Source organism: Natronolimnohabitans sp. A-GB9, assembly GCF_030848565.1.
In the GTDB taxonomy this organism is placed as follows: Archaea; Halobacteriota; Halobacteria; order Halobacteriales; family Natrialbaceae; genus Natronolimnohabitans.
Genome location: NZ_JAVDDV010000003.1, coordinates 319,450 through 343,320, shown reverse-complemented (window position 1 = coordinate 343,320; position 23,871 = coordinate 319,450). Strand labels below are relative to the sequence as shown.

Here is a 23,871-nt window from a genome sequence, read left to right as displayed (position 1 = left end):
CTGGGGTACAAACTCGTCCAGACACTGGAACTAAGCGTCGACGTTGCGGGTTGGCTCGGATTTTGACCGATTACGTCGACTGACGAACCGGGATTCGTCACACGAGAGCAGTAGTATCAGGAAGCGGATTCGAACGTCGCTGCGTACTCTCGAGCGCGACGGCGGACCGATTCGGCGTCGACGACGAGTACTTTACCGTCACGCATCAGGACGTCGCCGTCGACCATCGTGAACTGCACGTCGTCGCCGTGGGCGGCGAAGACCAGATGCGAGTGGACGTCGTGAATCGGCGTCGCTCGAGTGACGTCGGTCTCGAGGCCGATGATGTCGGCTTTCCACCCTTCTCGAAGCGCGCCGACGCGGTCGAAGCCGGCCGCGCGGGCGCCGTTTATCGTCGCCATCTCGAAGACCGTCCGCGCGGGCAAGGCCTGTGGCTCGAGTCGGTCGACTTTCTGGAGTAGGCTGGCCTGTCGCATCTCCGTGAACGGATCGAGCGTGTTGTTACATGGCGGGCCGTCGTTGCCCAGCGCGACGTTGATTCCACGCTCGAGGTAGTCGTGGATCGGCGCGACGCCACTCGCGAGTTTCATATTCGACGACGGACAGTAGGTGACGTGCGTTCCGGTCTCGGCCAGTCGCTCGCGTTCGCTGTCGTCGGTCCAGACACAGTGGGCGAGGACGACGTCCTCGCCGGTGAGCCCGACCTCGTCGAGCCAGTGAACGTTCCGGAGCCCGGTTTCCTCCTCGACGGTCGCGATCTCGTCGCGGTTCTCACTGGCGTGGGTGTGGATGCGAACGCCGTCGTACTCGTCTGCAAGCGCTCGCGTCCCGCGGAGACAGGCTTCGGTACAGCTGACGGCGAACCGTGGCGTCAGTGCGTACCGAATCCGGCCGCCGTCGACGCCGTGATAGCGCCGAATGAGCCGTTCGCTTTCGGCGAGTGCGTCGTCGGTGTCCTCGAGCAAGCCCGGCGGCGCCTCCTTGTCCATCATCACCTTTCCGAGTCGGCCGCGAATTCCGAACTCGCGGGCCGCCTCGAACGCTTCCTCGGCGTGGGAAACCGAGAGGTGGTCGATACACGTCGTCGTCCCGCTCTCGATCAACTCGAGGTAGCCGAGCTCGGCTGCGACTCGCATCTCCTCGGCCGACAGCGAGGCCTCCATCGGCAAGACGTAGTCGAACAGCCACTCGAGCAACGCGGTGTCGTCGGCGATGCCGCGGCCGAGACTCTGTACGGAGTGGATGTGTGCGCCGACGGTCCCCGGTGCGAGCAGGTCGTATGCGTGGTGTTCGTGGTCCGGATACTGCTCGAGACACGTCGATCGATCCCCGACGGTAACGATGCGATCGGCCTCGACGACGACGGCGCCGTCGTGGATCACGGTTTCGGCGTCGACGATGACCGTCCCCGACAACAACATACCGACCCACGATACCCAGTCGATAACCTTATTTCTGTGGGTGATACGGTCCGCGGTCCCGATGTCACGGCGACCCCACAGGCGGTTCGTGGGGTCGCCGGCACTGACCGACAGCGACCCACGGGGGGATTACGATCTCACGACGATCGGATCGACATCGACACGTGTGAGAGCACCCATGCGCCGGTGAGAAGCGCAGTGAACGTGACGTATCCAACGAGAAGCGGTAACACGAGTATCGGTAGCGACTCCCAGAACAGGTAGGTGCCGACGACGAGCAACGGCACGAGGATCAGGTTCACTCGAATGAATCGCTCGAGACCCATCTAGTCGAAGTCAGTCGAACCGCACGTATACCGCTACCGATACCGGTCGACGAAAGTCGAGGCCACAATACGGGCTCCTGTCGTCACGTCCCGCCGATCGCCAACGGGGTCGACGATCGGCGTAAATCGGTACAGCAGTGCGAATCAGTCGCTGGAACGGCCCGGCAGCGTTAGTAGCTGCGCTCTTTGGGCTCGTAGGTCTTGTCCTCGCCCTCGAGGATGACCGGGCGATAGAAGATCTTCGGTTCGCCGTCGTCCCAGGAGATGAGCGTGTGCTTGAGCCAGTTCTCGTCGTCACGCACCTGGTTCTCTTGGCGCCAGTGGGCACCGCGGAACTCGTTGCGCACGAGGGCACCGAGTGCGATCGTCTCGGCGACGTCGATCAGGTTTCGCGTTTCGATGGTCTGCTGGAGGTCGGTGTTGAACGTCCGCGATGGGTCGTCGACGTAGACGTCCTGGTACTCCTCGCGACACTCGCGGATGATCCGCAGCGCCTTCTTGATCCCGTCTTCGGTTCGGAAGACGTTCACGTAGTCGGTCATCGCGTTCTGGAGCTTCTGGCGGATCTCGGAGTGTTGGACGCCGTCGTCTTTGTCCATCAGGCGGTCGACGCGCTGGCGGGTGCGTTCGACCGTCTGCTCTAAGACGCCTTCGGCGTCGGCCGTGACACCGCCGTCTGCAGCGACGCTGTCGGACGTATCGAGGCCGGCCGCACCGGGCTGGACGGGGAGTTCGGTCTCGGTCTCGTCCTCGACGTCGTCGCCGTATCCCGTCTGAATCTCGGGCTCTCCGAGGTCTTTGCCGGCAGCCTGGTAGCCAGCACGCTTGCCGAAGACGATCAGCTCCGGCAGGGCGTTGCCGCCCAGGCGATTACCGCCGTGGACGGAGACACAGGCACACTCGCCGGCCGCGTAGAGGCCGTCGATACAGGTCTGGCCGTTCTCGTCGGTCTCGATGCCACCCATCGCGTAGTGCTGACCGGGCTTGACCGGCATCGGTTCGATGAGGCCGTCGACACCTTCGAAGTCCTCCGCGAGGTGGAGGATGTTCTCGAGGCGGTCCATGATCCGTTCCTCACCGAGGTGGCGCATGTCGAGGTGGACGTATTCGTCCTTGACGCCGCGTCCTTCGTTGACTTCGGTGAGTTCAGCACGTGCGACGACGTCGCGGGAGGCGAGTTCCCCGGAGTTGTTCGCGTACCCGTACTCGAACATGAACCGTTCGCCTTCGTTGTTGTAGAGGATGCCACCTTCGCCACGGACACCCTCGGAGATCAGGACCCCCGTCGACGGCAGCGAGGTCGGGTGGAACTGGATGAACTCCATGTCTTCCAGCGGCACACCCGCCCGATAGGCCATCGCGTGACCGTCGCCGGTACAGGAGACGGCGTTGGTGGTGTGATCGAAGGCCTGGCCGGGGCCACCGGCCGCGAGGACGACGCCTCGGTTGGCCTTGAACCCTTCAATCTTGCCCGACTGGACGTCGTAGGCGACGACACCGTGGCACTCGCGGTCGTTCGGATCGTCCTCGTCGGTGACCGCCAGGTCCATGACGTACCACTCGTCGTAGACCTCGATGCCACGTTTGACGACCTGCTCGTACATCGTATGCAGCAGGTGATGACCGGTTTCGGCACCGGCGTAGGTGGTACGTGGGTAGGAGAGACCGCCGAACGGTCGCTGGGAGACCGTTCCGTCTTCCTCGCGGGAGAACGGCATCCCCCAGTGTTCGAGACGCATCGTGTCTTCGGGAGCGTCCTGTGCGAGAGTCTCGACTGCCGGGGCGTCGCCCAGGTAGTCCGACCCCTTCATCGTGTCGTAGGCGTGGAGCTCCCAGTCGTCGCCCTCCTGGAGAGCGGCGTTGATGCCCCCTTCGGCTGCACCCGTGTGGCTGCGAACCGGGTGGAGTTTCGAGACCAGTGCGACGTCTGCACCCGCCTCGTCCGCTGCGACCGCAGCACGGAGGCCGGCGCCGCCGGCGCCGACCACGATAACGTCGTGTTCGTACATTGTCTACCAGAACTTCAGGTTCTTCTTGACTGCTTCCCGCTTGAGCTCCTGAATGTGCTCGGTGAGCGGAATGTCCTTCGGACACACCTCGGTACAGGAGAACTGGGTCTGGCAGCGCCAGACACCGTGCTCCTGTTCTAGGATGCGGAGTCGGTGCTCTTTGACGTCTTCGGGTTCGCGATCGTCCATCGCGAACTTGTAGGCTTTGTTGATCGCCGCCGGGCCGAGATACTCGTTGTCGCCGGCCGCGATGTTACACGAAGACATACACGCGCCACACCAGATACACCGCGTCGACATCTTGACCTTTTCGCGGTTCTCGCGGGACTGGCGCTGCTCTTCGAGGTCGCTTGCGTCGGGCGTATCCTCGTTTTGGAAGTACGGCTCGACGGTGTGCATCTGGTCGTAGAAGTGGTCCATGTCGACGACCAGGTCTTTTACGACCTCCTGGTGGGGCAGTGGCTCGATACGGATCGGCTGCTCTAGGTCGGCGATCTGGGTCTTACAGCCCAGTCGCTGCTTGCCGTTGACGAAGAAGGCGTCGGAGCCACAGACGGCCTGTCGACAGGAGTGACGGAAGGTCAGCGACGAGTCGTAGGTGTCGCGTGCGTACATTACCGCGTCCAGCACCGTCATCCCCTTCTTGAAGGGCACGTGGAAGTCGTCGAACCGTGGTTCCTGTTTGCCCTCGACTTCGGGATCGTAACGGAACACCTTGATGTGTACCGTCTCTCCCTCGAGTTCGGGTTCGGGAGTCGTCTGCTGGTCGATGTCGCCGCCTTCTTTTTCTTTCTCGTCGACCGGCGACTCCGCGCCTTTCATCTCCGGGTCTTCCGGTGCTTCCTGGGTTTCGGGTTGCTGTTGTTGAGTACTCATTTTAGGTCCACCCCGCCATGACGAGTGCAACGTAGATACCCTGCACGATGAGTGCCACGCTCGCGATAACAAGCACTGCAAGCACGACTTTCTTTTGGGTTCCTTTCAGCCCCTGGTTGACGAGGGCGTTGTAGACGCCGTTGACGCCGTGGAACGTCCCTGCGATCAGGAACAGCACCATCGTCAGGAAGTAGCCCACGTTTTCCATTCGGGCCTGCGTGCCCGCGAAGGTGACGTCTGCAGCGTGGTTGACGAAGTGCAGGAGGAAGAAGTGGAACGCAAGCACGATGACTAAGAACGCGGCCGTGATCCGCTGGAGCAGCCACGTCGTGCCACCGGGTGCAAACGAGGAGTAGCGTTCCGCCATTACAGCGTCACCCCGTCCATGAAGGTCGGCACGCTAGCGATGGTGATGATCGCCGTCAGCACCAGCGAGGCGTAGAAGCTCTTGTCCTGTGCCTCGAGCCCGACGCCGAGGTCGACCATCAGCAGCCGCAGACCGTTCAGGATGTGGAACACTGCTACGGCGAGCAGTCCGACCTCGAGCACGCGGATGATAAACAGCGACTCGAGGCCCTGAATGGTGTTCGTATACGCTTCGGGACCGGTTATTGCACTACTCAACACGGCGATGTGGGTAAACAGGTAGCCGATCAGCATCCACCCGGTGAACTTGTGGAAGATCCACGCCCACATGCCGGCCGAGAACTCCTTCCAGCGACCGAAGTCCTCGATGAGGCCGCGATTGTAAGACTGACTCATACGCTCATGTTGACGGTTAGACCGCGGGGGTATAGAAGTTACTTTTATCTCTCCTGGAGAGATTTTGTTACCAGACTCAATTGTCGAAACGAAATTCGGTCGGGCGTCAGACCGAATCGGTTCGGGGTCGCGGTTACCACGAGACCGGGCGATGGCGATCGACGGGGCCCGATGGCGACGTCATTCCGCGTCACTCGACTCGGCCGACCGGGCCGATCGGAGTTCCGAACGCGAACGCTCTGCCGTTCGTTCGCGCTCGAGTGCCGTCCGGGTGTCCGGCGAGAGTCCGACGAGATGACAGAGCGGATTGCCGGGGTAGACGACCGGGTTCTCGAGGACGCCGACGACGAGTCCGGTAAAGGGTGCTTCGACGGTAACGATGTCGTCTTCCTCCTTGAACGGGTTCGTGATCGCACAGATGGTTTCGCCCTCGCGGACGTACTCGCCGCGACCGTGTTTCATGTCGACGATACCGCCCGCGTCGGCTCTGATCCAGGTCTTCTCGTGGTCGTCGTCGATGACGGTCCGCCAGCCCGGCCAGTGAACCGACGAGTCGGGGTGACAGCCGAACTCGGCGAGGACGCTTGCGACGCCGGTCAGCGCGCGATCGATCAGTCGCCGCTGGAATCGGTGGGCCTCCCCCATCTCGATCGTAATCGTGGGGACGCCGGCCTGTGTCGCCTCGTATCGGAGCGTCCCCGAGGGACCTTCGCCGGCGATGATGACGTTCGAACTGAACGCCTTCGCGATGCGGGCGACTGTCGGATCGTCCATGTTAGCCCGGACGTGGAGCATGTTCGTTCGGCCACGCGTCGAGGTATGGAAATCGAGCCCCAGATCACACGGCTCGATGAAGTTCGTGAAGATCCGGTGGGCCATCCGGCGGGCGCTGGTCGAGCCCTCTCGGCCGGGGAACGAGCGGTTCAGATCCCGGTCGTAGATCGGCAGATATCGCTCCTGAGCGAGGAAGCCGGGAACGTTCATCACTGGCAGACAGACGAGCGTCCCGTGAAGCTCCGAGTGGTCCCAGTCGTGGGCCACCTCACGGACCACTTCGATCCCGTTGAGCTCGTCGCCGTGGGCCGCCGCCGAGAGAAAGACCGTCGGGCCCGGCTGCTCGCCGTTGACGACTGTCACCGGGATTCTGACGGGATCGCCGAGGTACGTTTCGCTGATTCCGTAGCGAATGTTGGCCGACTCGCCGGGATCGACCCGGCCGCCGTTGTACGTAAACGGCTCGGCAGTCCGATCGGACGACCCGTCGTCGGGCGGTTCGTCCATGGTGTCACTCATAGTACTCTCTCCGCGGGCAGCAATGTGAATCTTCTCCCGCCCTCTCGCCGTCGACGTCGCACTCGACGCCTGCGGGTCGACGGTGTGGATCTTCCGACGAAACCGCTCGTTGCACCGAACTGAAAACGGGGAAAAACTCTCCCCCTGGGCATACGTTTTGTAGGAAGACATGGTACCACCAGCCATGGAGATTCGCGAAGCTACCGAGGACGACGTCGATACCATCCGTTCGATCGCCCAACACTCCCTCGAGTCGACATACACTGACTTTCTCGACCAGGAGACCGTCGACGAAGCGATCGAACAGTGGTACGGCGATGCGTTCATCGACGACCTCGCGGACGAACACTCGCTGATTCTCGTCGTCGAAGAAGACGGCGAGATCGCCGGCTTCTCCCAGAGCGACCTCGTTGGCCAGCGCTACGATACCGGCCGAATCCTCTGGCTGCATATCGATCCCGACCATCGCGGTGCTGGGACCGGCGTGCGCCTGCTCGTTCGCACCCGCGAGAAACTCCTCGAGACAGGTGCCGATCAGGTCCAGGGGCTCGTTCTCGAGGACAACGAGGGCGGCAACGAGTTCTACCAGGAACACGGCTTCGAGCAGGCCGGGCAGCGAGACGTCGAGATCGGGACGGAAACGTTTACGGAGAACGTCTACGCCGAGGGTGAACTCGACGACGAGGGCTGGGGTGCCGTCGACGAACTCGAGGTCGAGGACGAAACGGTCTACGTGAGTTACGGCGAGGCTGCACGCGGGGCCAAGGCACCGTTCTACAGCACCTACGAGACCAACGATCGCGAGGAACTCTACGGTTGGCTCTGTGGGAACTGTGACTCGTTGGACAACACGATGGACACGATGGGTCGGATCGAGTGTAACGTCTGTGGTAATCGTCGCAAGGCGACACGGTGGGACGCGTCGTACCTCTAGGCGTGACCTGCGATCGTCGTGTCCGTTTCGGACGCTTCCACCGCTCGTTTCGGTCCGACTGTCCCGTTTTATACTGTTGGACAGCACGAGTCGACGATCGGTCGCGCGACTGCGACCGTCCCGAGGGTGACGGCCGCGCGTTCGCGACCGACGGCTCGCTGACTGCTGTCCGACAGTATTAGCTGCGCGTTGATACTACACGCCCACTTTATTCTATCCGCTGACGATATGCGGCCCATACCGGTCAAGCGGGCGATCCAGCCGTCCTGACCGAGCGACTGCCGTCGCCTGTCGCCGCCTGTAGCGTCCGAATCCGATTCGGTGACAGTATTGTAAGGCTGGTTTTCAGCGCGAATAGGGGAACGATACAGCTGTTGTCACCGCATTACAATTGCCGATTCACTCATCGATTCGAGTACGTCAGCCGCCTCGCGTGTGAGCGGTCGATCGAGCGGACATAGTCGGACACTAACAGATATACCGAATGAATAGAGACGACCACATCGTTCACGGGTTCAAAGCAACGCTCGTCGCTCGAGCGGTCTATATGGTCTCGAGCGCGCTGTTGATGGTCCTGTTGGCGCGATTCCTACTCGATCCCGACGGCTACGGGACGCTGTACTGGGTGATCGGGATCATGGCGATCGTCCAGTTGGTCGCTGATCTGGGGATCGGAAAGTCGGCTGCGCGATACGTTTCCGAGTACGGCAACGCGGATCCGGGCCAGATTCCACATCTCCTCGAGTCGACGCTGACGCTCAAGATCGTCGTCATCGCGGTCGTCTCGTACGTGCTCGTGTTGTTTCACGAGCAGATCGCGGTGCTTTTGGGCGAGCCGGCGGCCGCTCCGTTTCTCGTAGCCGGCGTGCTCTATATCATCGCACGCTCGTTTAGCACGTTCGCACAGATCCTCTTCCAGGGATTCAACCACCTCGTCTACAGCGCTGCCGTACAGGCGATCAGCGGCGTCGCTCGGCTCGGGTTCGCCGTCGGCTTCGTCCTCGCGGGGCTGGGCGCGCTCGGTGCCTTCTTCGGGTACGTCGTCGGCTACGCCGTCTCGGCTGCCGTTGGACTAGTTCTGCTTTATTATGGATTCTACGCTCGATACGAACCGGCAGAGCGGTACGAGGCGGGACTCTCACGGCGACTGGTCGAGTACAGCGTCCCGCTGACGGCGACCCGCAGCGCAAACGTTCTCGATAAACAGGTCGACACCGTGCTGGTGGGCGTTTTCCTTACGCCCACTGCGGTCGCGTTCTACACGCTCGGGAAACAGATCTCTGACTTCGTGCTCGCACCGGCCGAATCGCTCGGGTTTACGATCTCGCCGAACTTCGGCGAGCAGAAGGCCGCGGGTCAACTCGAGGAAGCACGACGGATCTACGAGACGGCACTGACGAACACGATGTTGCTGTACATTCCGGCAGCCGTCGGCCTCGCCATCGTCGCTGATCCGTTCGTGACGATGGTGTTCGGCGCCGGCTACGCCGGTGCAGTGCCGGTTCTCCAGATCCTGGCCGGCTTCATCGTGCTTCAGGCGATCACAAATCTGACAAGCGATAGTCTGGACTACCTCGGTCGCGCCCGTCATCGGGCGATCGCGAAAGGAGGGACGTCGGTGGCCAACTTCGCGTTGAACCTCGCGCTCATCCCGACCATCGGCGTCGTCGGCGCCGCGCTCGCGACGGTCGCGACGCATACGGTGTACGTTGCTGTCAACCTCTATATCGTCCACCTGGAACTTGATCTTCGAGTCGGGCGGCTCGCGCGATCGATGGGGCTCGTCTGTGCGATTTCCGGCGTGATGGCCGCTGCCGTCTTGCTCGTGACACCGCTGGTCTCGAGTTTCCTGACGTTGATCGGTGTGATCGGACTGGGTGGGATAATGTGGGCCGTCCTCGCGGTCGCAAGCGGGATGGTCGATCCGAACGACGTGCGGGCGGCGATCACGTGACGATCCCGGAAAAAGCCGTATACCGTTTCCAACAGTACCCTTTTCTCTCGACTCGTCGTCCTCTGGTGTATGGCCGTTGCCGATCCTGTCACCGTCGGGGTACTGAGTCTTCACACCAGCAAGGAAACGAAAGCGATTTTGAACGCCGTCGAGGCGCTGGGCCACGACACCGAGTGGCTCCGTGCGGAGAACACGTCGATCAGTGTCACCGATGGCAGTGTCGTCCTCGAGCCGGCGGTCGACGTCATCGCCAACCGGATGCTGCTCTCGAACACGGAGCAACCCGCCGAGGAACTCGGGCTCGCAAACACGTTCTCGCAGCTGGTACCGATGCTCAACGAGCCGTCGACGGTGTTGACGGCGATGCACAAGCTCTCGACGGCGACGACGCTGGCTTCCGACGACGTCCGGACACCGGACGTGACCCTCGCGCTCAACGCCGAAGGATTGACTGCCGCCCGCGATCAGTACGGGGAGGAAGCGGTCTACAAGACGGCGATCGGCACCCACGGTGGTGGGACGTGGAAGGTCGGCCCCGACGATCCGGTCAATGCGAAAGTCGGCAACCGATACGCCTTCCTACAGGACCTCATCGAGCGCGACGACGTGCGCCACCACGACGCCCGCGTCTACGTCGTCGGCGGCGAGATCGTCGGCGCGATGTACCGCTACGCGCCTGACAACGATTGGCGGACCAACGTTGCACTCGGCGGCAGCGTCGAAGACGCGACCGACGACCTCCCCGAGGAGGCCCGCGACATGGCACGGCGGGCGGCGACGGCTATCGGACTCGACTACGCTGGCGTCGACCTCGTCGAAGGCGACGACGGCTGGTTCGTCCTCGAGGTCAACCCGACGGCTGGCTTCAAGGGATTCTACGAAGCGACCCAGATCAGTCCCGCACCCTACATCGCGAAACTCGCGATCGAACGTGTCGGCGGCGACGTTGATGACGACCGCGTCCGGGACCTCTCGAACGTGCTCGACGACTCCAGGCCGACGGCCCAGCCTGTCACGACGTCGGAGCCGGCCACGGAGCCGAGCACCATCGGCTACACCGAGGAGATCGTCCTCTCGGGAACCAGCGGCTCGAAGTCCGTCCTCGCCAAAGCAGACACCGGAGCCACGCGAACGAGCATCGACACGGCCCTCGCTGCCGATATCGGTGCCGGACCGATCAAATCGATCACCCGGGTTCGTTCGGGCAGCAGTAAGACTGCCAAGAGCCGCCCCGTCGTCGACGTCGTCGTCGGTGTCGGTGGCAACCAACATACCGTCACCGCGAGCGTCGAGGACCGTAGTCACATGGACTACCCAGTCATCCTCGGTCGGGACATCCTCGAGAACTACCAGGTCGACGTGAGCCGACGTGCCGACCGTGATGCTCCCGATACGCCGGAAGAAGAGGAGTGACGTCGCAGCGATGGACCTCGAGCGTTACCGCGAACGTCCGGACGGCCGACGTCGGCTGGCTCGAGTCGGCATCGATTCGTCTCGGGACGGTCGGCGCCGCCGGTCGTCGGGTTTCGCCAACACGAATAAATAATCGGAGAACGACAACGATAATTAGGGCTGTCGGGCGACGTCCCGAAACACGGGTCCGGTGGCACGCCGCAACCGGTATCGAAGTCGAAGTCGCTCGCAAAGCGTACCGACGAACGCCGGCGAACTCCGGCCGGACGAGCAAAAATCCCGTAGTATGGCTCCGAACGGTCCCCCTGGTGGACGAGCCCCACTCCCTCGAGTCAGTGTTCCGTTCGCCCGTAGTGATCGGCCTCGGTGATCGTGTCGCACACGCCACGGGAATCAGCCACTGGTGTGGTTCATGGATCGACAAGAATTGTTGGTGCACAGCGAAGTACTCCTTACCGACTTAGAAAATCTTAATAGGCGAAAGTGGTAATCGTCTGGTGATGATAGGCTCTGACCAAGACTGGTGGCCGAACCAGTTGGACCTGGAGATTCTCGATCAAAACGCCGAACAGGTCGACCCGAGAGGCGAGGACTTCGACTACGCCGAGGAGTTCGAAGAACTCGATCTCGAGGAAGTAAAACAGGACATCGAGGACGTACTGACGACGTCCCAGGAGTGGTGGCCAGCGGACTACGGTCACTACGGCCCGCTGATGATCCGGATGGCGTGGCACAGCGCCGGTACGTACCGCACCACCGACGGCCGTGGCGGCGCTGACGGCGGCCGACAGCGCCTCCCGCCGCTCAACAGTTGGCCCGACAACGCGAACCTCGACAAAGCACGCCGACTGCTCTGGCCCGTCAAGCAAAAGTACGGTCGCAAGCTCTCCTGGGCCGACCTGATCGTTCTGGCTGGCAACGTCTCGCTTGAGTCGATGGGATTCGAGACGTTCGGCTTCGGTGGCGGACGCGAGGACGACTTCAAACCCGACAAGTCCGTCTACTGGGGCCCCGAAAACAAGATGGAAGAGTCCGATCGCTTCAGCGACGAGGGCGAACTCGAGGAGCCACTCGGCGCTACCGTCATGGGTCTCATCTACGTCAACCCCGAGGGTCCAGGCGGCGAACCGGATCCGGAGGCGGCAGCAGAACGAATTCGAGAGTCGTTCGGCCGGATGGCGATGGACGACGAGGAAACGGCCGCGCTCATCGCCGGCGGCCACACCTTCGGGAAGGTCCACGGTGCCGACGACCCCGACGAACACGTCGGTGCCGAGCCCGAAGCGGCCCCCATCGAGCAGCAGGGCCTCGGCTGGGAGAGCGACTACGGCGAAGGCAAAGGTCCCGACACGATTACTAGCGGGATCGAAGGACCGTGGACCACCGCGCCGACCCAGTTCGACACCGGCTTCATCGACAACCTGCTCGAGTACCAGTGGTGGCCCGAGAAGGGTCCCGGCGGTGCCTGGCAGTGGACCACGCAGAACGGCGAACTCGACGAGGCCGCACCCGGCGTCGACGATCCGTCGGAGAAAGAAGACGTGATGATGCTGACGACGGACGTCGCGCTCAAGCGGGATCCGGACTACCGGGAGATCCTAGAGCGGTTCCAGGAGAACCCCAAGGAGTTCCAGGAGGCCTTCGCGAGAGCGTGGTTCAAGCTGATCCACCGGGATATGGGCCCGAAGGAACGGCTCCTTGGCCCGGAAGTTCCCGACGAGGAACTGATCTGGCAGGACCCGATCCCCGACGCCGACTACGAGCTGATCGGGGACGAAGAAGTCGCCGAACTCAAAGAGGAAATCCTCGCCTCGGACCGCTCGGTTTCCCAGCTGGTCAAGACCGCCTGGGCCGCTGCCTCGACCTACCGCGACAGCGACAAACGCGGCGGCGCAAACGGTGCCCGCATCCGACTCGAGCCCCAGCGCAGCTGGGAAGTCAACGAACCCGCGGAGCTCGAGACGGTCCTCGAGACCTACGAGGAGATCCAGGACGAGTTCAACAGCTCGCGCTCCGACGACGTGCGGGTCTCGCTTGCCGACCTGATCGTACTCGGCGGCAACGCAGCCATCGAGCAGGCTGCGGCGGACGCCGGCTACGACGTCGAAGTGCCGTTCGAGCCGGGCCGTACCGACGCCAGCCAGGAACAGACCGACGTCGAGTCCTTCGAGGCGCTCAAGCCCGACGCGGACGGGTTCCGGAACTACCTCCCGGACGACCACGACCGCCCGGCAGAAGAGGCGCTGGTCAACAAGGCTGACCTGCTCGACCTGACGGCCGACGAGATGACGGTGCTGGTCGGCGGCCTGCGCACGCTGGGCGTGACCTACCAGGACTCGGACCTCGGCGTCTTCACGGACGAGCCGGAGGCGCTGACCAACGACTTCTTCGAGACCATCCTCGACATGGGCTACGAGTGGGAGCAGGTCTCCGAAGACGAGGAGGTCTACGAACTGCGCGACCGCGAGACCGGTGAGGTCGAGTGGACGGGCAGCCGCGTCGACCTCATCTTCGGTTCGCACTCCCGACTCCGCGCCATCGCAGAAGTCTACGCGGCCGAAGACGGCGAAGCGGAGTTCGTCGAGGACTTCGTCGACGCCTGGAGCGACGTGATGCAGGCCGATCGGTTCGACCTCGAGTAACGTCGTCGATCGGCCGTCTCGTTTTCCGGAACGATCGCGACCGCCGATGTACTGACGGCTGTCCGACAGTATACGACGTCCGTGGGGACGGCACAACTGCCGTCCCGGCCGGACGAATCCCACGTCCGAACAGTAGCTATCAGTCGGGTTACAGAATACCGAGGCGGATGCCACGGGAGTTGACCCCGAGGCGGGTGACGGTTCGCATATCAATCACCGTTCTGTTGGAAGAGTGGCTGATGCCAACAATTAACGGCGCGTAGAGCGAACTGACTACCAGCACTCGCTGGATAGCCACGTTAGCGGAGATACAGACTCCAGTACCGCGATGAACCCGTCCAGGCCGAAAGCCGGCCATCGATGGTCGTCTGCTGCGTTCACCCCGCAGTCGACGGGTGAAACGATACCCGATGGCGACGCGGGTGGCAACGCCCATTGACTCGTAAGCGCTACTATGGTGTTAACGGCCGAAATCACAGTCTCGACCGACACGTTCGCTCTCGGCAGCCTGTTCGATGCGTTCCCTAACGCGGTCGTCGAATTCGAGCCGGTAATACCGTTACAGAGCAATGGAGAGACGAATAGCCCGCTCGTCTGGGTCAACGGTGTCGAACCGGAGCGTGTCCTCCCGGTCTTACGCGAGACTGACGACGTCGAAGCCGTCCAGCGGCTCGCAACCGTCGACGAGGACGTCCTGTTGAAACTCGAGTGGGGCGACGATCTCGACGGGATCGTCCAGCCACTTCTCGACACCGGAGGACGGATCCTCACCGCCCGAGGGACGGCAAACCACTGGAAATTTACCCTGCTTTTCGACTCACACGTGTCGCTTTCGGAGTTCAACATGATCGTCACGAACAACGGGATTCCGGTTACGTTGCGCAAACTCTCCAGTTCGACGGTTCAGCGGGAATCCGGCGACGGCGAACCCGAGCGCTCGATCCCGCCGAACCATCGAGAGACGCTGTTACTGGCCTATCAAAACGGCTACTACGATACACCACGGGAGTGCCAACTCGCCGACCTCGCGTCGAAAGAGGAGGTAAGCGATAGCGCGCTGTCGAAGCGGCTTCGCCGCGCCACCGCGAGCCTGATCGAGCGGACACTCCTCGACGAAGAGGGTCTCGGTAATCCGCCCCACGAGTGATACTGCCAGACAGCAGTCAGTAACTCGTCGAATCGTGCTGTCCGGCAGTACGATACGGACTGCTGTACCGATTTCTCGGCGAGTCCCGACCCGTGCGTGTGGGGCTGTGCCCGTATCGACGGACGGTGTCCATGCGAACTCTCCGGGTCAGGACACCAGCGAACGGTCGTCGCCGAACAGTGTTTTCAAAGGCCGTTCAGCTGTGAACCACAGTTCCGGACGGAGAGAGAACTGGCCGTTCAGTTGTGAGACGTATTGGCGAACACATCCCGTTCGGGACTGTCTGTGGGGGTTTACGTCTACTGCTGGGATCCGTTCATTCAGTGTACGGAGGTTCACAACGAGGCAGTAATCGGTGATATTGCAGGCGGGACGCAACGAGCGGCGACAGTAGACGAGCCGAGCGAACGACCAGCAATCATACGCTACGAGAGACATGAGAGAAAACAAACAGGAGTCAGCAGGTGACTCGAGGCGAGCGTTCATCAAGAAGGGAGCACTCGCGACGGGCGCTCTCGCGGTCGGGGCTGGCGCGACTACCACCGCCACCGCGGCCCCCGACGAAGACGGCGTCCTCCACGGGAGTGATTACTATCCAGACGTCGATTTCGACATCCTAACCCAGTTCGGTACGGGAACACGAAACGACTTCCTGGAGGAGTACGATCCGGACGGAGATGTGTTTACGGATCCGGACGACTGGGAGGTATTCGTAATCCGAATCGATATCGGCGAGAGTGAAGGCGAGCTGGGGCATCTGATGATCGACGTCGATAACGACGATCCGGACGTCGATCCCGGCGACTCGGGCTCGATGGACGAGATCGGTTCGTTTCGCAGCCGCGAGCGGAACTTGATCGAAACGGAGGTCGATCTCTGATCATGACGTCGAACGACCGAAACAGCACGGACGAATCGACAGGCCACGGGAAACTGGAGACGGCTGCGGCGACCGCGCTCGCGGCGGGGGCCGGTATCTCGGCCACCGCAGGCACTGCTACAGCCCAGGAAACCCAGGACGTCGTCATCAAATCGAGGGATTTCTACCCGAACGAGGAGTTCGTCGTTTTGACGAATTTCGAGGAACGAAACCGGGTCGAGTTTCTCGAGGAGTACGACGACGGCGAAGACGCGTTCTCCGATCACGACGACTGGGAGGTCTACTCGATACTCGTCGAGGTCGGCGAGCCGGCAGGCGAGCTGGGAGTCATCATGATCGACAACGACGTCGATCCGGACCCCGGTGATCGAGGAACGATGGGCGATTCGCCATCGTTCTGGGACTCCGAGTGGGACCTGCTCGAGGTCGAAGCCACGTTCAACGACGACGACAACGACGAGAACGACAACAACGACAACGACGACAACGACGACGAGAACGACGAGAACGACGACAACGGGATCTTGGGCTGACGGCGCCGTTTTCGGTGGCCGATTCCGTCCGTGGCACTCGCCAGCGAGACTGCGGTTCGACACCGACCCCTGTGACTGACAAACAAGGGGGAGTTATGAACCTCGTCGGTGGAGTGACCGCCGGTCGTGCCGTCGAGCATAGCAGACGGAGCGAGGCCGGTGTCGAGTCCCGGACACGTCGATGGACGAGTCACAACCACGAGGTCGTCGACCGCGTCGGGATCGCCGACGGTCCAGACCGGCCGAGACCGACGGGATGCCCGATCGTCGCGCGGGCGACTACCAGCGGTTCAGAGACGTCTAGACGTAACGAGTCACCCACTGACCGAATCGTCGTCCGGGACCCTCGTCTCGCGACGCCCGTTTGACACCACACACGCATGAAACGGACTCGAGGGGACGAGTCGGAATCTCACGGCGCAGGCGACCGTCTCGTCGGCGTGATCACCGGATGGAGTCGGACGGTGATCGCCGTGATGCTCGTGTCCTCGCTCGTACTCGGGAACGGGATGCTCTTTCTCGAGGAAGAGGCCTCGCTCGAGCAGTTCGAGGCCGACCTCGAGGAGGCCGAGGAGTACGACGAGGCCCAGGAACGGTTCGGTGTCGAAGCAAACGAGACGACGGCACAGATCGTCCTGCGGAACGACGACGTCCTCTCGAGGGATTCGTTGCTCGAGACGCTTGCGTTCCAGCACGATCTCCGGGAAAACGAGACCGTAAACGAGAGTCTCGTCGAAGACGACCCGTTCCAGGACCTTGCCGAGGTCGTCGCGACCGCGTCCGTCCAGGAGGACGAAGCCGAGTTCATCGAAGAGCGATTCGAGGATCTGGAGAACGAATCCGCGGAACTCGAAGCCGACGTGGAGACGACGGTCGGACTGCTCAACGAGACGCTCGAGCTACGGGAGGCCTACGAGGAGAACGAACTCGCCTACGAACTCGAAGCGATCGACGAGGAGATCTACGAGTTCGAGCGTCAACGCCTCGAGGCGGAAGCCGCGGAGATCGAACGCCAGGCCCAGGACGTCCTCGACGACGACGAGTACGAGACGTTCGAGGAGTTGCTCGTAGAGGCAAGCGAGATTCAAGGTGAACTGTTCCGTCTCGGCGTTCGCCACGAGTTCGATGGCATCTCCGAGGCGGAGTTCGAACAGCGTACGGCCGAACTCGGCGCGCAACTCGAGGGGATCTACGAAGCCGTCGAGGAGGAGGTCTTCGCCGACACGATCGACGACATCGAGAGAGAACGTGCCGCTTTGGAGGTGCGGACGGAGCGAGCGGTCGAACTGCTCGACGAGATCCGTGATTGGCAGGCGGAATACGAGGAGAACGAACTGGCGTACGCGACCGGCGAAATCGACCTGGTGACCTACCTGGCCGAGCGTCAGCGCCTCGAAGACGAGCTCGAGGCCATCTACGCCGAGGCAAGCGAGACGCTGACTGACGAGGAGTACGTGACCTTCACGGAGCTACTCGAACAAGCCCGCGAGGTAGAGAGTGACCTGTTCCAGGCCGGCGTCCAGTTCGAACGCGGGGAGATAGACGAGGCGACGTTCCAGCAGCGTACGGCCGACCTCAGCGCGCAACTCGAGGAGATCTACGAAGCCGTCGAGGAGGAGGTCTTCGCCGACACGATCGCCGATATCGAAGCGCAAAGCGCAGCACTCGAGGAGCGGTCGGAACGGGCGGTCGAGCTGATAACCGAGACTCGCGACGTCCAGGAAGCCTACGTGGAGAACGAACTGGCGTTCGAACTCGGGGAGATCGACGAGGAGACCTACGAGGCCGAACGCGAGCGTCTCGAAGGCGAGTTCGAGGCCATCGACGCGGAGGCCCGCGAGACGTTGACCGACGAGGAGTACGCGGCCTTCGCGGAGCTGCTCGCGGAGACTCGCGAGGTCCAGGGTGAACTGATCGAGGTCGGGTTCCGCGCGCAGTTCGATCCGATCGCCGAGGCGGAGTTCGAGCAGCGAACCGACGAGCTATCGGACGAGCTCGAGGAGCGCTTCGAGGCCGTCGAAGACGAGGTCTTCGCCAGCAGGATCGCGACGCTAGAGCGGTGGGCCGACGATCTGGAGGAGCAGGCCGAAGAAGAGATTCCGGACATCGAGTTGACGCTCGACGAACAGGTCGAGGAACTCGAGTCGATGAACGAGTCCGAGGTCGAGAACGTAACCGAAGCGGTTCTCGATGACGACGCCCAGCGTGAGCTGTTCCTGTTCGTTCCACGGGAGTTCGAGACTGGATCGGCGACGACGGACACCAGGATGCTGTTCGTGAGCCAGCAGGCCGAGGAGGCCGAGGCGATGGCCTTCGACGCGGACGACGAGATCGTCGACCAGCAACTCGCCCTGGCCGAACTCGCCGACGACCGGTTCGGGGACGACGCCCTCGTGTTCGGGGGTGGGATCCTGGCCGACGAGATCGACCGGTCGATGGCCGACAGCTTCGGGCTCGTCTTGCCGCTTGCGGCGTTGTTCGTCCTCGTCGTGTTGACGATCGTCTATCGTGACCTGCTCGACATCCTGCTGGGCCTGTTCGGGATCGCTCTCGTGCTCGTCTGGACGTTCGGGTTCATGGGCTGGGCCGGGATCGCGTTCAACCAGATCATGATCGCGGTGCCGGTGTTGCTCATCGGGTTGAGTATCGACTACTCGATCCACGTGTTCATGCGCCACCGGGAACAGCGCGAGCGAGCGATGGACGAGGCGGACGCCGTGCCCAGGGGTGCGATGAGCGTCGTTTTGCTGGGGCTCGGCGTCGCGTTCCTCTGGGTGACCGCGACCGCCGCGATCGGGTTTCTCTCGAACGTCGTCAGCCCGATCGAGCCGATCCAGGAGTTCGGCGTCGTGAGCGCGTTTGGCATCGTCTCTGCGTTCGCGATCTTCGGTGCGCTCGTCCCGGCGGTCAAGATCGAACTCGACGAACTGCTCGAGTGGCTCGGCATCGATCGGCGCAAGCCGGCGTTCGGGACTGGCGGCGGTCGAATCTCCGGAGTGCTGTCGCTCGGGCAGAAGGCGTCCGACCAGAGCCCGTGGCTGGTGGTGGTCGTCGTCGTAGTGCTTACGGCCGGGGGGATCGTCGGTGCCGCTCAGATCGATACGACCTTCGACGACGAGGATTTCATCGCCGAGCAACCCCCGGAGTGGGCCCATGACTTACCCGAACCCCTTGCGGTCGGCGACTACGAGAGCGACGAGAGTCTCACGTACGTCGACGAACGATTCCTCAGGCTGGACGAGCGGCTGCACGTAGTCGTCGACGGAAACGTGACCCAAGACGACACGTTAGAACGGATCGACGAAGCCGAAACGCTGGCGGACGAACTCGAGACGACGATCACGCTCCCGAACAACGAGCCACACGTCACGAGCCCGCTGTCGGAGATGGAAGCCGTCGCCGCACAGAACGAGACGTTCAACGAGACGTTCACCGACGCGGATACGACCGACGATGGCGTTCCCGACGAGAACCTCGAGGCGGTCTACGACGAGTTCGTCGAGACAGACGAGGACCGCGCTGCCGACGTCCTCGACTGGACCGAGGAAAACGGGGAGTCGGCCACCGAGCGCGAGTTCGAGGGACTTCAGGTACTCGTCTCGGTCGACGGCGACGCGGATGCCGGGCAAATAGCCGACGACGGCCAAGCGATCGCGGCCGAGATCGAGGGGAACGGGCTCGAGACGACGGCGACCGGGCAGCCGGTCGTCTTCGACGCCGTCGAGGACGACGTCTTCGAGGCGGTGTTCGAGAGCCTGCTGGTGAGCATGATCGGGGTCTTTCTCGTCCTCATGGTCGCCTATCGGTGGCGATACGGGAGCGCGTCGCTCGGTGCGATCACCCTCGCTCCGATCGTCCTCTCGGTGACCTGGATCCTCGGGACGATGCACCTGCTGTCGATCCCGTTTAACGTCGTGACCGGGACGATCACGAGCCTGACGATCGGCCTCGGCGTCGCCTACAACATCCACATGACCGAACGGTTCATGATCGAACGGGGCCGCGAGGAATCACTGCAAGACGCGCTGCATCGGAGCGTCACGGGGACCGGCGGGGCACTGTTCGGCAGCGCCGGGACGACCGCCCTGGGATTCGGGATGCTCGCGTTTGCAATCCTCGCGGTGCTCGAGCAGTTCGCGGTGATAATCGCGCTGACGATCGTGTATGCGTTTCTCGGGAGCGTCTTCGTGCTCCCGAGCTTCCTCGTCCTGTGGAACCGCCACGTCGAGAGCGGCCGCGCCCACGGCGGAAGCGAAGCGGGAACGGCGTTGAACCGAACCTGGACCGCGGCCCTCGTCGGCGGGCGGGACGTTCTCCGCGATCCCGTTCTCATCGGCCTGTTGATCGTCCTCCCGGCCTACTTCATCGGTGCCTGGGTGGCGATCGTCCCCGACGAGAAACTCCTGCTCGAAGTGGCCGCCGGCAGCGGGACCGAGGTCGTCGACACCACGTTCGCGGAACTGATGGGCGCGGTCGTCGCTCCCGTGACGGGCGCGCTCGTGGCCGGAATCAGCGCGCTCTTTCTCGTCCAGCGCAGCTGGTCGGTCGACGCTCGCCTGCTCGTAGTCGGCTTCCGTCGACTCGAGGTGCTCGCCGCCCGCTTCGGGGTGCTTGCGGCGCTCGTGGCTGTCGTCGTCACCGTCTCGGCCGCAACCCTCGCGATCCATCTCGTCCCCGAACACCCAGTCTGGTTCGTCCTCGCACTCGTGCTGGCCGCGGGTGTCTACGGCGCGATTGGGGCCGTCGCCGGCACCCTCGTCGGGCGGATGGCGGGCGTGTATCTCCTGCTGTTCATGCCGATGATCGACATCTTCGTCCTCCAGTTCCCGCTGGCCGACGCGCCCGACTGGGCGTCGTGGCTGCCAGGTCACCACGCGACGGAACTCGCGCTCAGTGCCGCGTTCGCGACCGACGTGGCGATCGGCCACGCGGGATGGGCGGTTGGCTACCTCGGGCTGGCCGTCGCTGTCGCAGCCGTCGTGTACGCCACACGCGGATGAGCTTCAATCCCTGTGCTGTGTGTTCTTGTGATCGTCGTCTCATACTGTTGGACAGCACGATTCGACGATCGCCGTGTTTGCAACGGGAGTGACCGAAACTGTGACCGCATATAATATCGTCCAGCGTTCAGAAACAGGATATGCCGCGTGAAGCCGTTATAGTGCTCCGTGAACTGTACTGCATATGGCGAGCGAGCCCGAATCGAAACGGGACAGCGAACCATCGGTCGTGCTCGAGGCGACGGACCTCGAGAAGACCTACGACTCGTGGGTTCCGTTCTCGCCGTCGGTAGATGTCCTCGACGGTGCCTCGCTGTCGATTCACGAGGGTGAACTGCTCGGAATCGTCGGCGGGAACGGCTCCGGAAAGTCGACGCTGATGCAGATCCTCGTCGGCGTGTTGGACACGGATGCGGGCGCGGTCGATCGCCGGGGAACGATCGGCTGGTGTCCCCAGGAGACGCTGCTGTACGACCGGCTGACGGTCCGGGAGACGATCCGACTGTTCGGTCGGGGGTACGGCCTCGACCGCGAGCGAAGCCGGGCCCGCCTCGAGTCGCTGGCTGATCGGCTCGGCTTCGAGGAGTACTTAGACACCCGGATCGATCGACTCAGCGGTGGGAATCGCCAGAAAGTGAACCTCAGTGTGGCGCTGTTACACGAACCCGACGTCCTCCTGCTCGACGAACCCTACGCGGGGTTCGACTGGAAGACGTACCTCGCGTTCTGGGAACTGGCCGAGACGCTTGCAGCCGAGGGAACGGCGATCGCGATCATCAGCCACTTCGTCGAGAACCCCGATCGGTTCGACGCGATCTACGAACTCCGGGACGGACGCCTGCATCGGGGGGAAAGCGAGGAACTCGAGCTGGTCGGCAGCGAGAGCGAGGGCGGACCATGACGGACATCGCGGCGCGCCAGTGGGTCGCGACTATCGCCGCGATCCGGTCGTTCCTCCGGGAGCCGACGAACGCGCTGTTGCTCGTCTTGTTCCCACCCGTTATAATCGTCGTGTACGATCTCGCACTGGACGCCTTCGTCGGGGTTCCCGGGATCGACGCGCCAGCGGCCGTGGGAGAACTCGGTGGAACGATGTTCGCGGCCGCGTTTCTCGCCGGCCTGGTCGGTGTGTTCCAGGTCGCCGGTGCAACGGGACCCGACCGCAGGCTGGAAGTCTGTGGGTATCGGCGCTGGGAGGTGCTGCTGGCCCGCATCCTGACGATCGTCCTCGTCGGCGTCGTCGTCGCGCTCATCTCCTTTGGCACGTTCCTCCTGCTGTCGGACATCGAACCTGCCTCGCCGGGCCGAGCGATCGCCGCGCTAGTCGTCGGCGCAGTCACCTACGGCCTGCTGGGCGTGATCATCGGCGGCCTGATCGGGCGCGAACTCGAGGGCTCGCTCGTGCTCGTCTTCCTGGTGGACCTCGACGCGTTTCTCGCGACTGGAGCCATCCCCGTCGATACCTGGATCGACGACTATCTCCTGCTCGAGCGTCCGTACACGCTGTTCGAGAGCGCCATCTTCGACGGGACGTTGTCGACGGGAGACGGGATCGAAGCGGCGGTCTATGCGGTAGTGTTGCTGCTCCTCGCACTGGCGATCATTCGACTGCGAGGGGGGTCGTCGTGACTGCCGACGAGACCTGTCACGACTGCATTCGGGATCGAAGACGTCTCACCGTCGGATAGCGATGGCGTCGTAGCTCGGTGTACTTGTGATACGGTCCCTGCCGTTACGTCCCGCCGATCGCCGCCTCTTCGCTGGCGATCAGCGGGAGATCGGGACAGCAGTCCGTATCAGTGACGATTATAGAAGAGGGTCCGATCTCGCCACGACCCGCCGGAGGGTCACGGCGGGCCGACTCCGGATGACGCCGTAGGTCCGTCCGGACCCGAAGCGGCGCTGATCTGGTTACCCGAAGACGCCGTTGTTGTTTTCGTCGTCGACCTCTTCGTCGTCGACCTCTTCGTCGTCTTCCTCGTCGTTGACCGCTTCGTCGTCTTCCTCGTCGTCGATCATTTCGTCGTCCTCTTCCTCCTCTTCGGGCTCTTCTTCGGCCTCCTCGGCCGTGACGTCGACCTCGAGGAGGTTGAGCGCCGGAGAGCGGAAGGACGCGGACTCGTTGAACGTCCCCATGTCGCCTTCGGTGAGGTTGAGGGTCTCCTCTTCCATGATGTAGGCCAGCGGCCCCCCGGGCGAATCGTCGTCCGTATCGATCTGGATCGCGTGCACGTTCCAGTCGTCCGGATCGTCGAACACGTCTTCCTCTTCGTCGAGGTTCTCGAGGAAACTGTCACGCGTCGGCGTGTCGAACTCGGTAAGCACCTCGAAACTTGCGTTCGGGTAGAAGTCGTGTGCGTGCACCACGGCTTCTCCGTCGTCTTCTTCCTGGGCTGCAGCGCTGCCTGCAGTAGCGCCAGCGCCGACCGCGAGTGCGGTCGCAGCCAGTGTCCCTTTCTTCATGAACTCGCGCCGCGAATCTCCGAGCTGATCTTTTTCACTCATTTCTCTCACGCCCTGTTGGGCACCGGTAGTAGGCCGATAATATCCATAAATAGCGCCGGCTGTTTCGTAATCCAACACAACCATTTCGAGCGTTAATTTCGAAACTAGGTGTGCAGTCGCGTTCGGCCCTGCTTTCAGCTCATTCTCATTCCATAAAAGGAGAATTGCCACCGGGG

General features: G+C 62.8%; 18 protein-coding genes. 10 read left to right on the top strand and 8 right to left on the bottom strand.

What is annotated here, in order from left to right; genetic code table 11:
* Nucleotides 1-116: 116 nt before the first annotated feature.
* From RBH26_RS06660 to RBH26_RS06630, 7 genes are all read right to left on the bottom strand, one after another.
* Complete coding sequence (locus RBH26_RS06660) at nucleotides 117-1,421, bottom strand: 5'-deoxyadenosine deaminase (protein WP_306757369.1); 1,305 nt, start codon at nucleotides 1,419-1,421, stop codon at nucleotides 117-119.
* A 137-nt stretch (nucleotides 1,422-1,558) separates the two neighbouring features.
* Entirely contained in the window at nucleotides 1,559-1,747 is a 189-nt protein-coding gene (locus tag RBH26_RS06655; RefSeq protein ID WP_306757368.1) for a hypothetical protein, read from the bottom strand.
* A 170-nt stretch (nucleotides 1,748-1,917) separates the two neighbouring features.
* Nucleotides 1,918-3,756, bottom strand: coding sequence for an FAD-binding protein (locus RBH26_RS06650; protein ID WP_306757367.1), 1,839 nt, complete (start codon nucleotides 3,754-3,756; stop codon nucleotides 1,918-1,920).
* Nucleotides 3,757-3,759: 3 nt separating this feature from the next.
* Entirely contained in the window at nucleotides 3,760-4,632 is an 873-nt protein-coding gene (locus RBH26_RS06645; protein ID WP_306757366.1) for a succinate dehydrogenase/fumarate reductase iron-sulfur subunit, read from the bottom strand.
* A 1-nt stretch (nucleotide 4,633) separates the two neighbouring features.
* Complete coding sequence (locus tag RBH26_RS06640; protein ID WP_306757365.1) at nucleotides 4,634-4,999, bottom strand: succinate dehydrogenase hydrophobic membrane anchor subunit; 366 nt, start codon at nucleotides 4,997-4,999, stop codon at nucleotides 4,634-4,636.
* The gene (gene sdhC, locus RBH26_RS06635; protein WP_306757364.1) at nucleotides 4,999-5,394 is read right to left on the bottom strand and encodes a succinate dehydrogenase, cytochrome b556 subunit; all 396 of its coding nucleotides are present in this window, start codon (nucleotides 5,392-5,394) and stop codon (nucleotides 4,999-5,001) included. Before sdhC ends, RBH26_RS06640 begins: the two co-directional genes overlap by 1 nt.
* Before the next feature lie 180 nt (nucleotides 5,395-5,574).
* Nucleotides 5,575-6,687: a succinylglutamate desuccinylase/aspartoacylase family protein gene (locus RBH26_RS06630; RefSeq protein WP_306757363.1), complete on the bottom strand. Its 1,113-nt coding sequence runs from the start codon at nucleotides 6,685-6,687 to the stop codon at nucleotides 5,575-5,577.
* A 184-nt stretch (nucleotides 6,688-6,871) separates the two neighbouring features.
* Here RBH26_RS06630 and RBH26_RS06625 point away from each other — a divergent pair, with 184 nt between their 5' ends.
* The 10 genes from RBH26_RS06625 (at nucleotide 6,872) to RBH26_RS06580 (ending at nucleotide 22,819) form a co-directional block, all read left to right on the top strand.
* Nucleotides 6,872-7,621: a GNAT family N-acetyltransferase gene (locus RBH26_RS06625; RefSeq protein ID WP_306757362.1), complete on the top strand. Its 750-nt coding sequence runs from the start codon at nucleotides 6,872-6,874 to the stop codon at nucleotides 7,619-7,621.
* Between the two features lie 484 nt (nucleotides 7,622-8,105).
* Nucleotides 8,106-9,575, top strand: coding sequence for a flippase (locus RBH26_RS06620; RefSeq protein ID WP_306757360.1), 1,470 nt, complete (start codon nucleotides 8,106-8,108; stop codon nucleotides 9,573-9,575).
* 69 nt (nucleotides 9,576-9,644) lie between these two features.
* Complete coding sequence (locus tag RBH26_RS06615) at nucleotides 9,645-10,988, top strand: RimK family alpha-L-glutamate ligase (RefSeq protein WP_306757359.1); 1,344 nt, start codon at nucleotides 9,645-9,647, stop codon at nucleotides 10,986-10,988.
* A gap of 500 nt (nucleotides 10,989-11,488) precedes the next feature.
* Complete coding sequence (gene katG / locus RBH26_RS06610; protein ID WP_306757358.1) at nucleotides 11,489-13,630, top strand: catalase/peroxidase HPI; 2,142 nt, start codon at nucleotides 11,489-11,491, stop codon at nucleotides 13,628-13,630.
* Between the two features lie 454 nt (nucleotides 13,631-14,084).
* Nucleotides 14,085-14,777: a helix-turn-helix domain-containing protein gene (locus tag RBH26_RS06605; RefSeq protein ID WP_306757357.1), complete on the top strand. Its 693-nt coding sequence runs from the start codon at nucleotides 14,085-14,087 to the stop codon at nucleotides 14,775-14,777.
* Nucleotides 14,778-15,213: 436 nt separating this feature from the next.
* On the top strand, nucleotides 15,214-15,657 hold the full coding sequence (locus RBH26_RS06600; protein ID WP_306757356.1) for a calcium-binding protein: 444 nt from the start codon (nucleotides 15,214-15,216) through the stop codon (nucleotides 15,655-15,657).
* Between the two features lie 2 nt (nucleotides 15,658-15,659).
* Nucleotides 15,660-16,190, top strand: coding sequence for a calcium-binding protein (locus tag RBH26_RS06595; protein WP_306757355.1), 531 nt, complete (start codon nucleotides 15,660-15,662; stop codon nucleotides 16,188-16,190).
* 380 nt (nucleotides 16,191-16,570) lie between these two features.
* Nucleotides 16,571-21,190: an MMPL family transporter gene (locus RBH26_RS06590; RefSeq protein ID WP_306757354.1), complete on the top strand. Its 4,620-nt coding sequence runs from the start codon at nucleotides 16,571-16,573 to the stop codon at nucleotides 21,188-21,190.
* Nucleotides 21,191-21,374: 184 nt separating this feature from the next.
* Nucleotides 21,375-22,091, top strand: a complete 717-nt coding sequence (locus RBH26_RS06585; protein WP_306757353.1) for an ABC transporter ATP-binding protein — start codon at nucleotides 21,375-21,377, stop codon at nucleotides 22,089-22,091.
* On the top strand, nucleotides 22,088-22,819 hold the full coding sequence (locus RBH26_RS06580; RefSeq protein ID WP_306757351.1) for a hypothetical protein: 732 nt from the start codon (nucleotides 22,088-22,090) through the stop codon (nucleotides 22,817-22,819). Before RBH26_RS06585 ends, RBH26_RS06580 begins: the two co-directional genes overlap by 4 nt.
* A 282-nt stretch (nucleotides 22,820-23,101) precedes the next feature.
* Here RBH26_RS06580 and RBH26_RS06575 read toward each other — a convergent pair whose 3' ends face one another.
* Entirely contained in the window at nucleotides 23,102-23,695 is a 594-nt protein-coding gene (locus RBH26_RS06575) for a calcium-binding protein (RefSeq protein ID WP_306757350.1), read from the bottom strand.
* Between the last annotated feature and the right edge of the window lie 176 nt (nucleotides 23,696-23,871).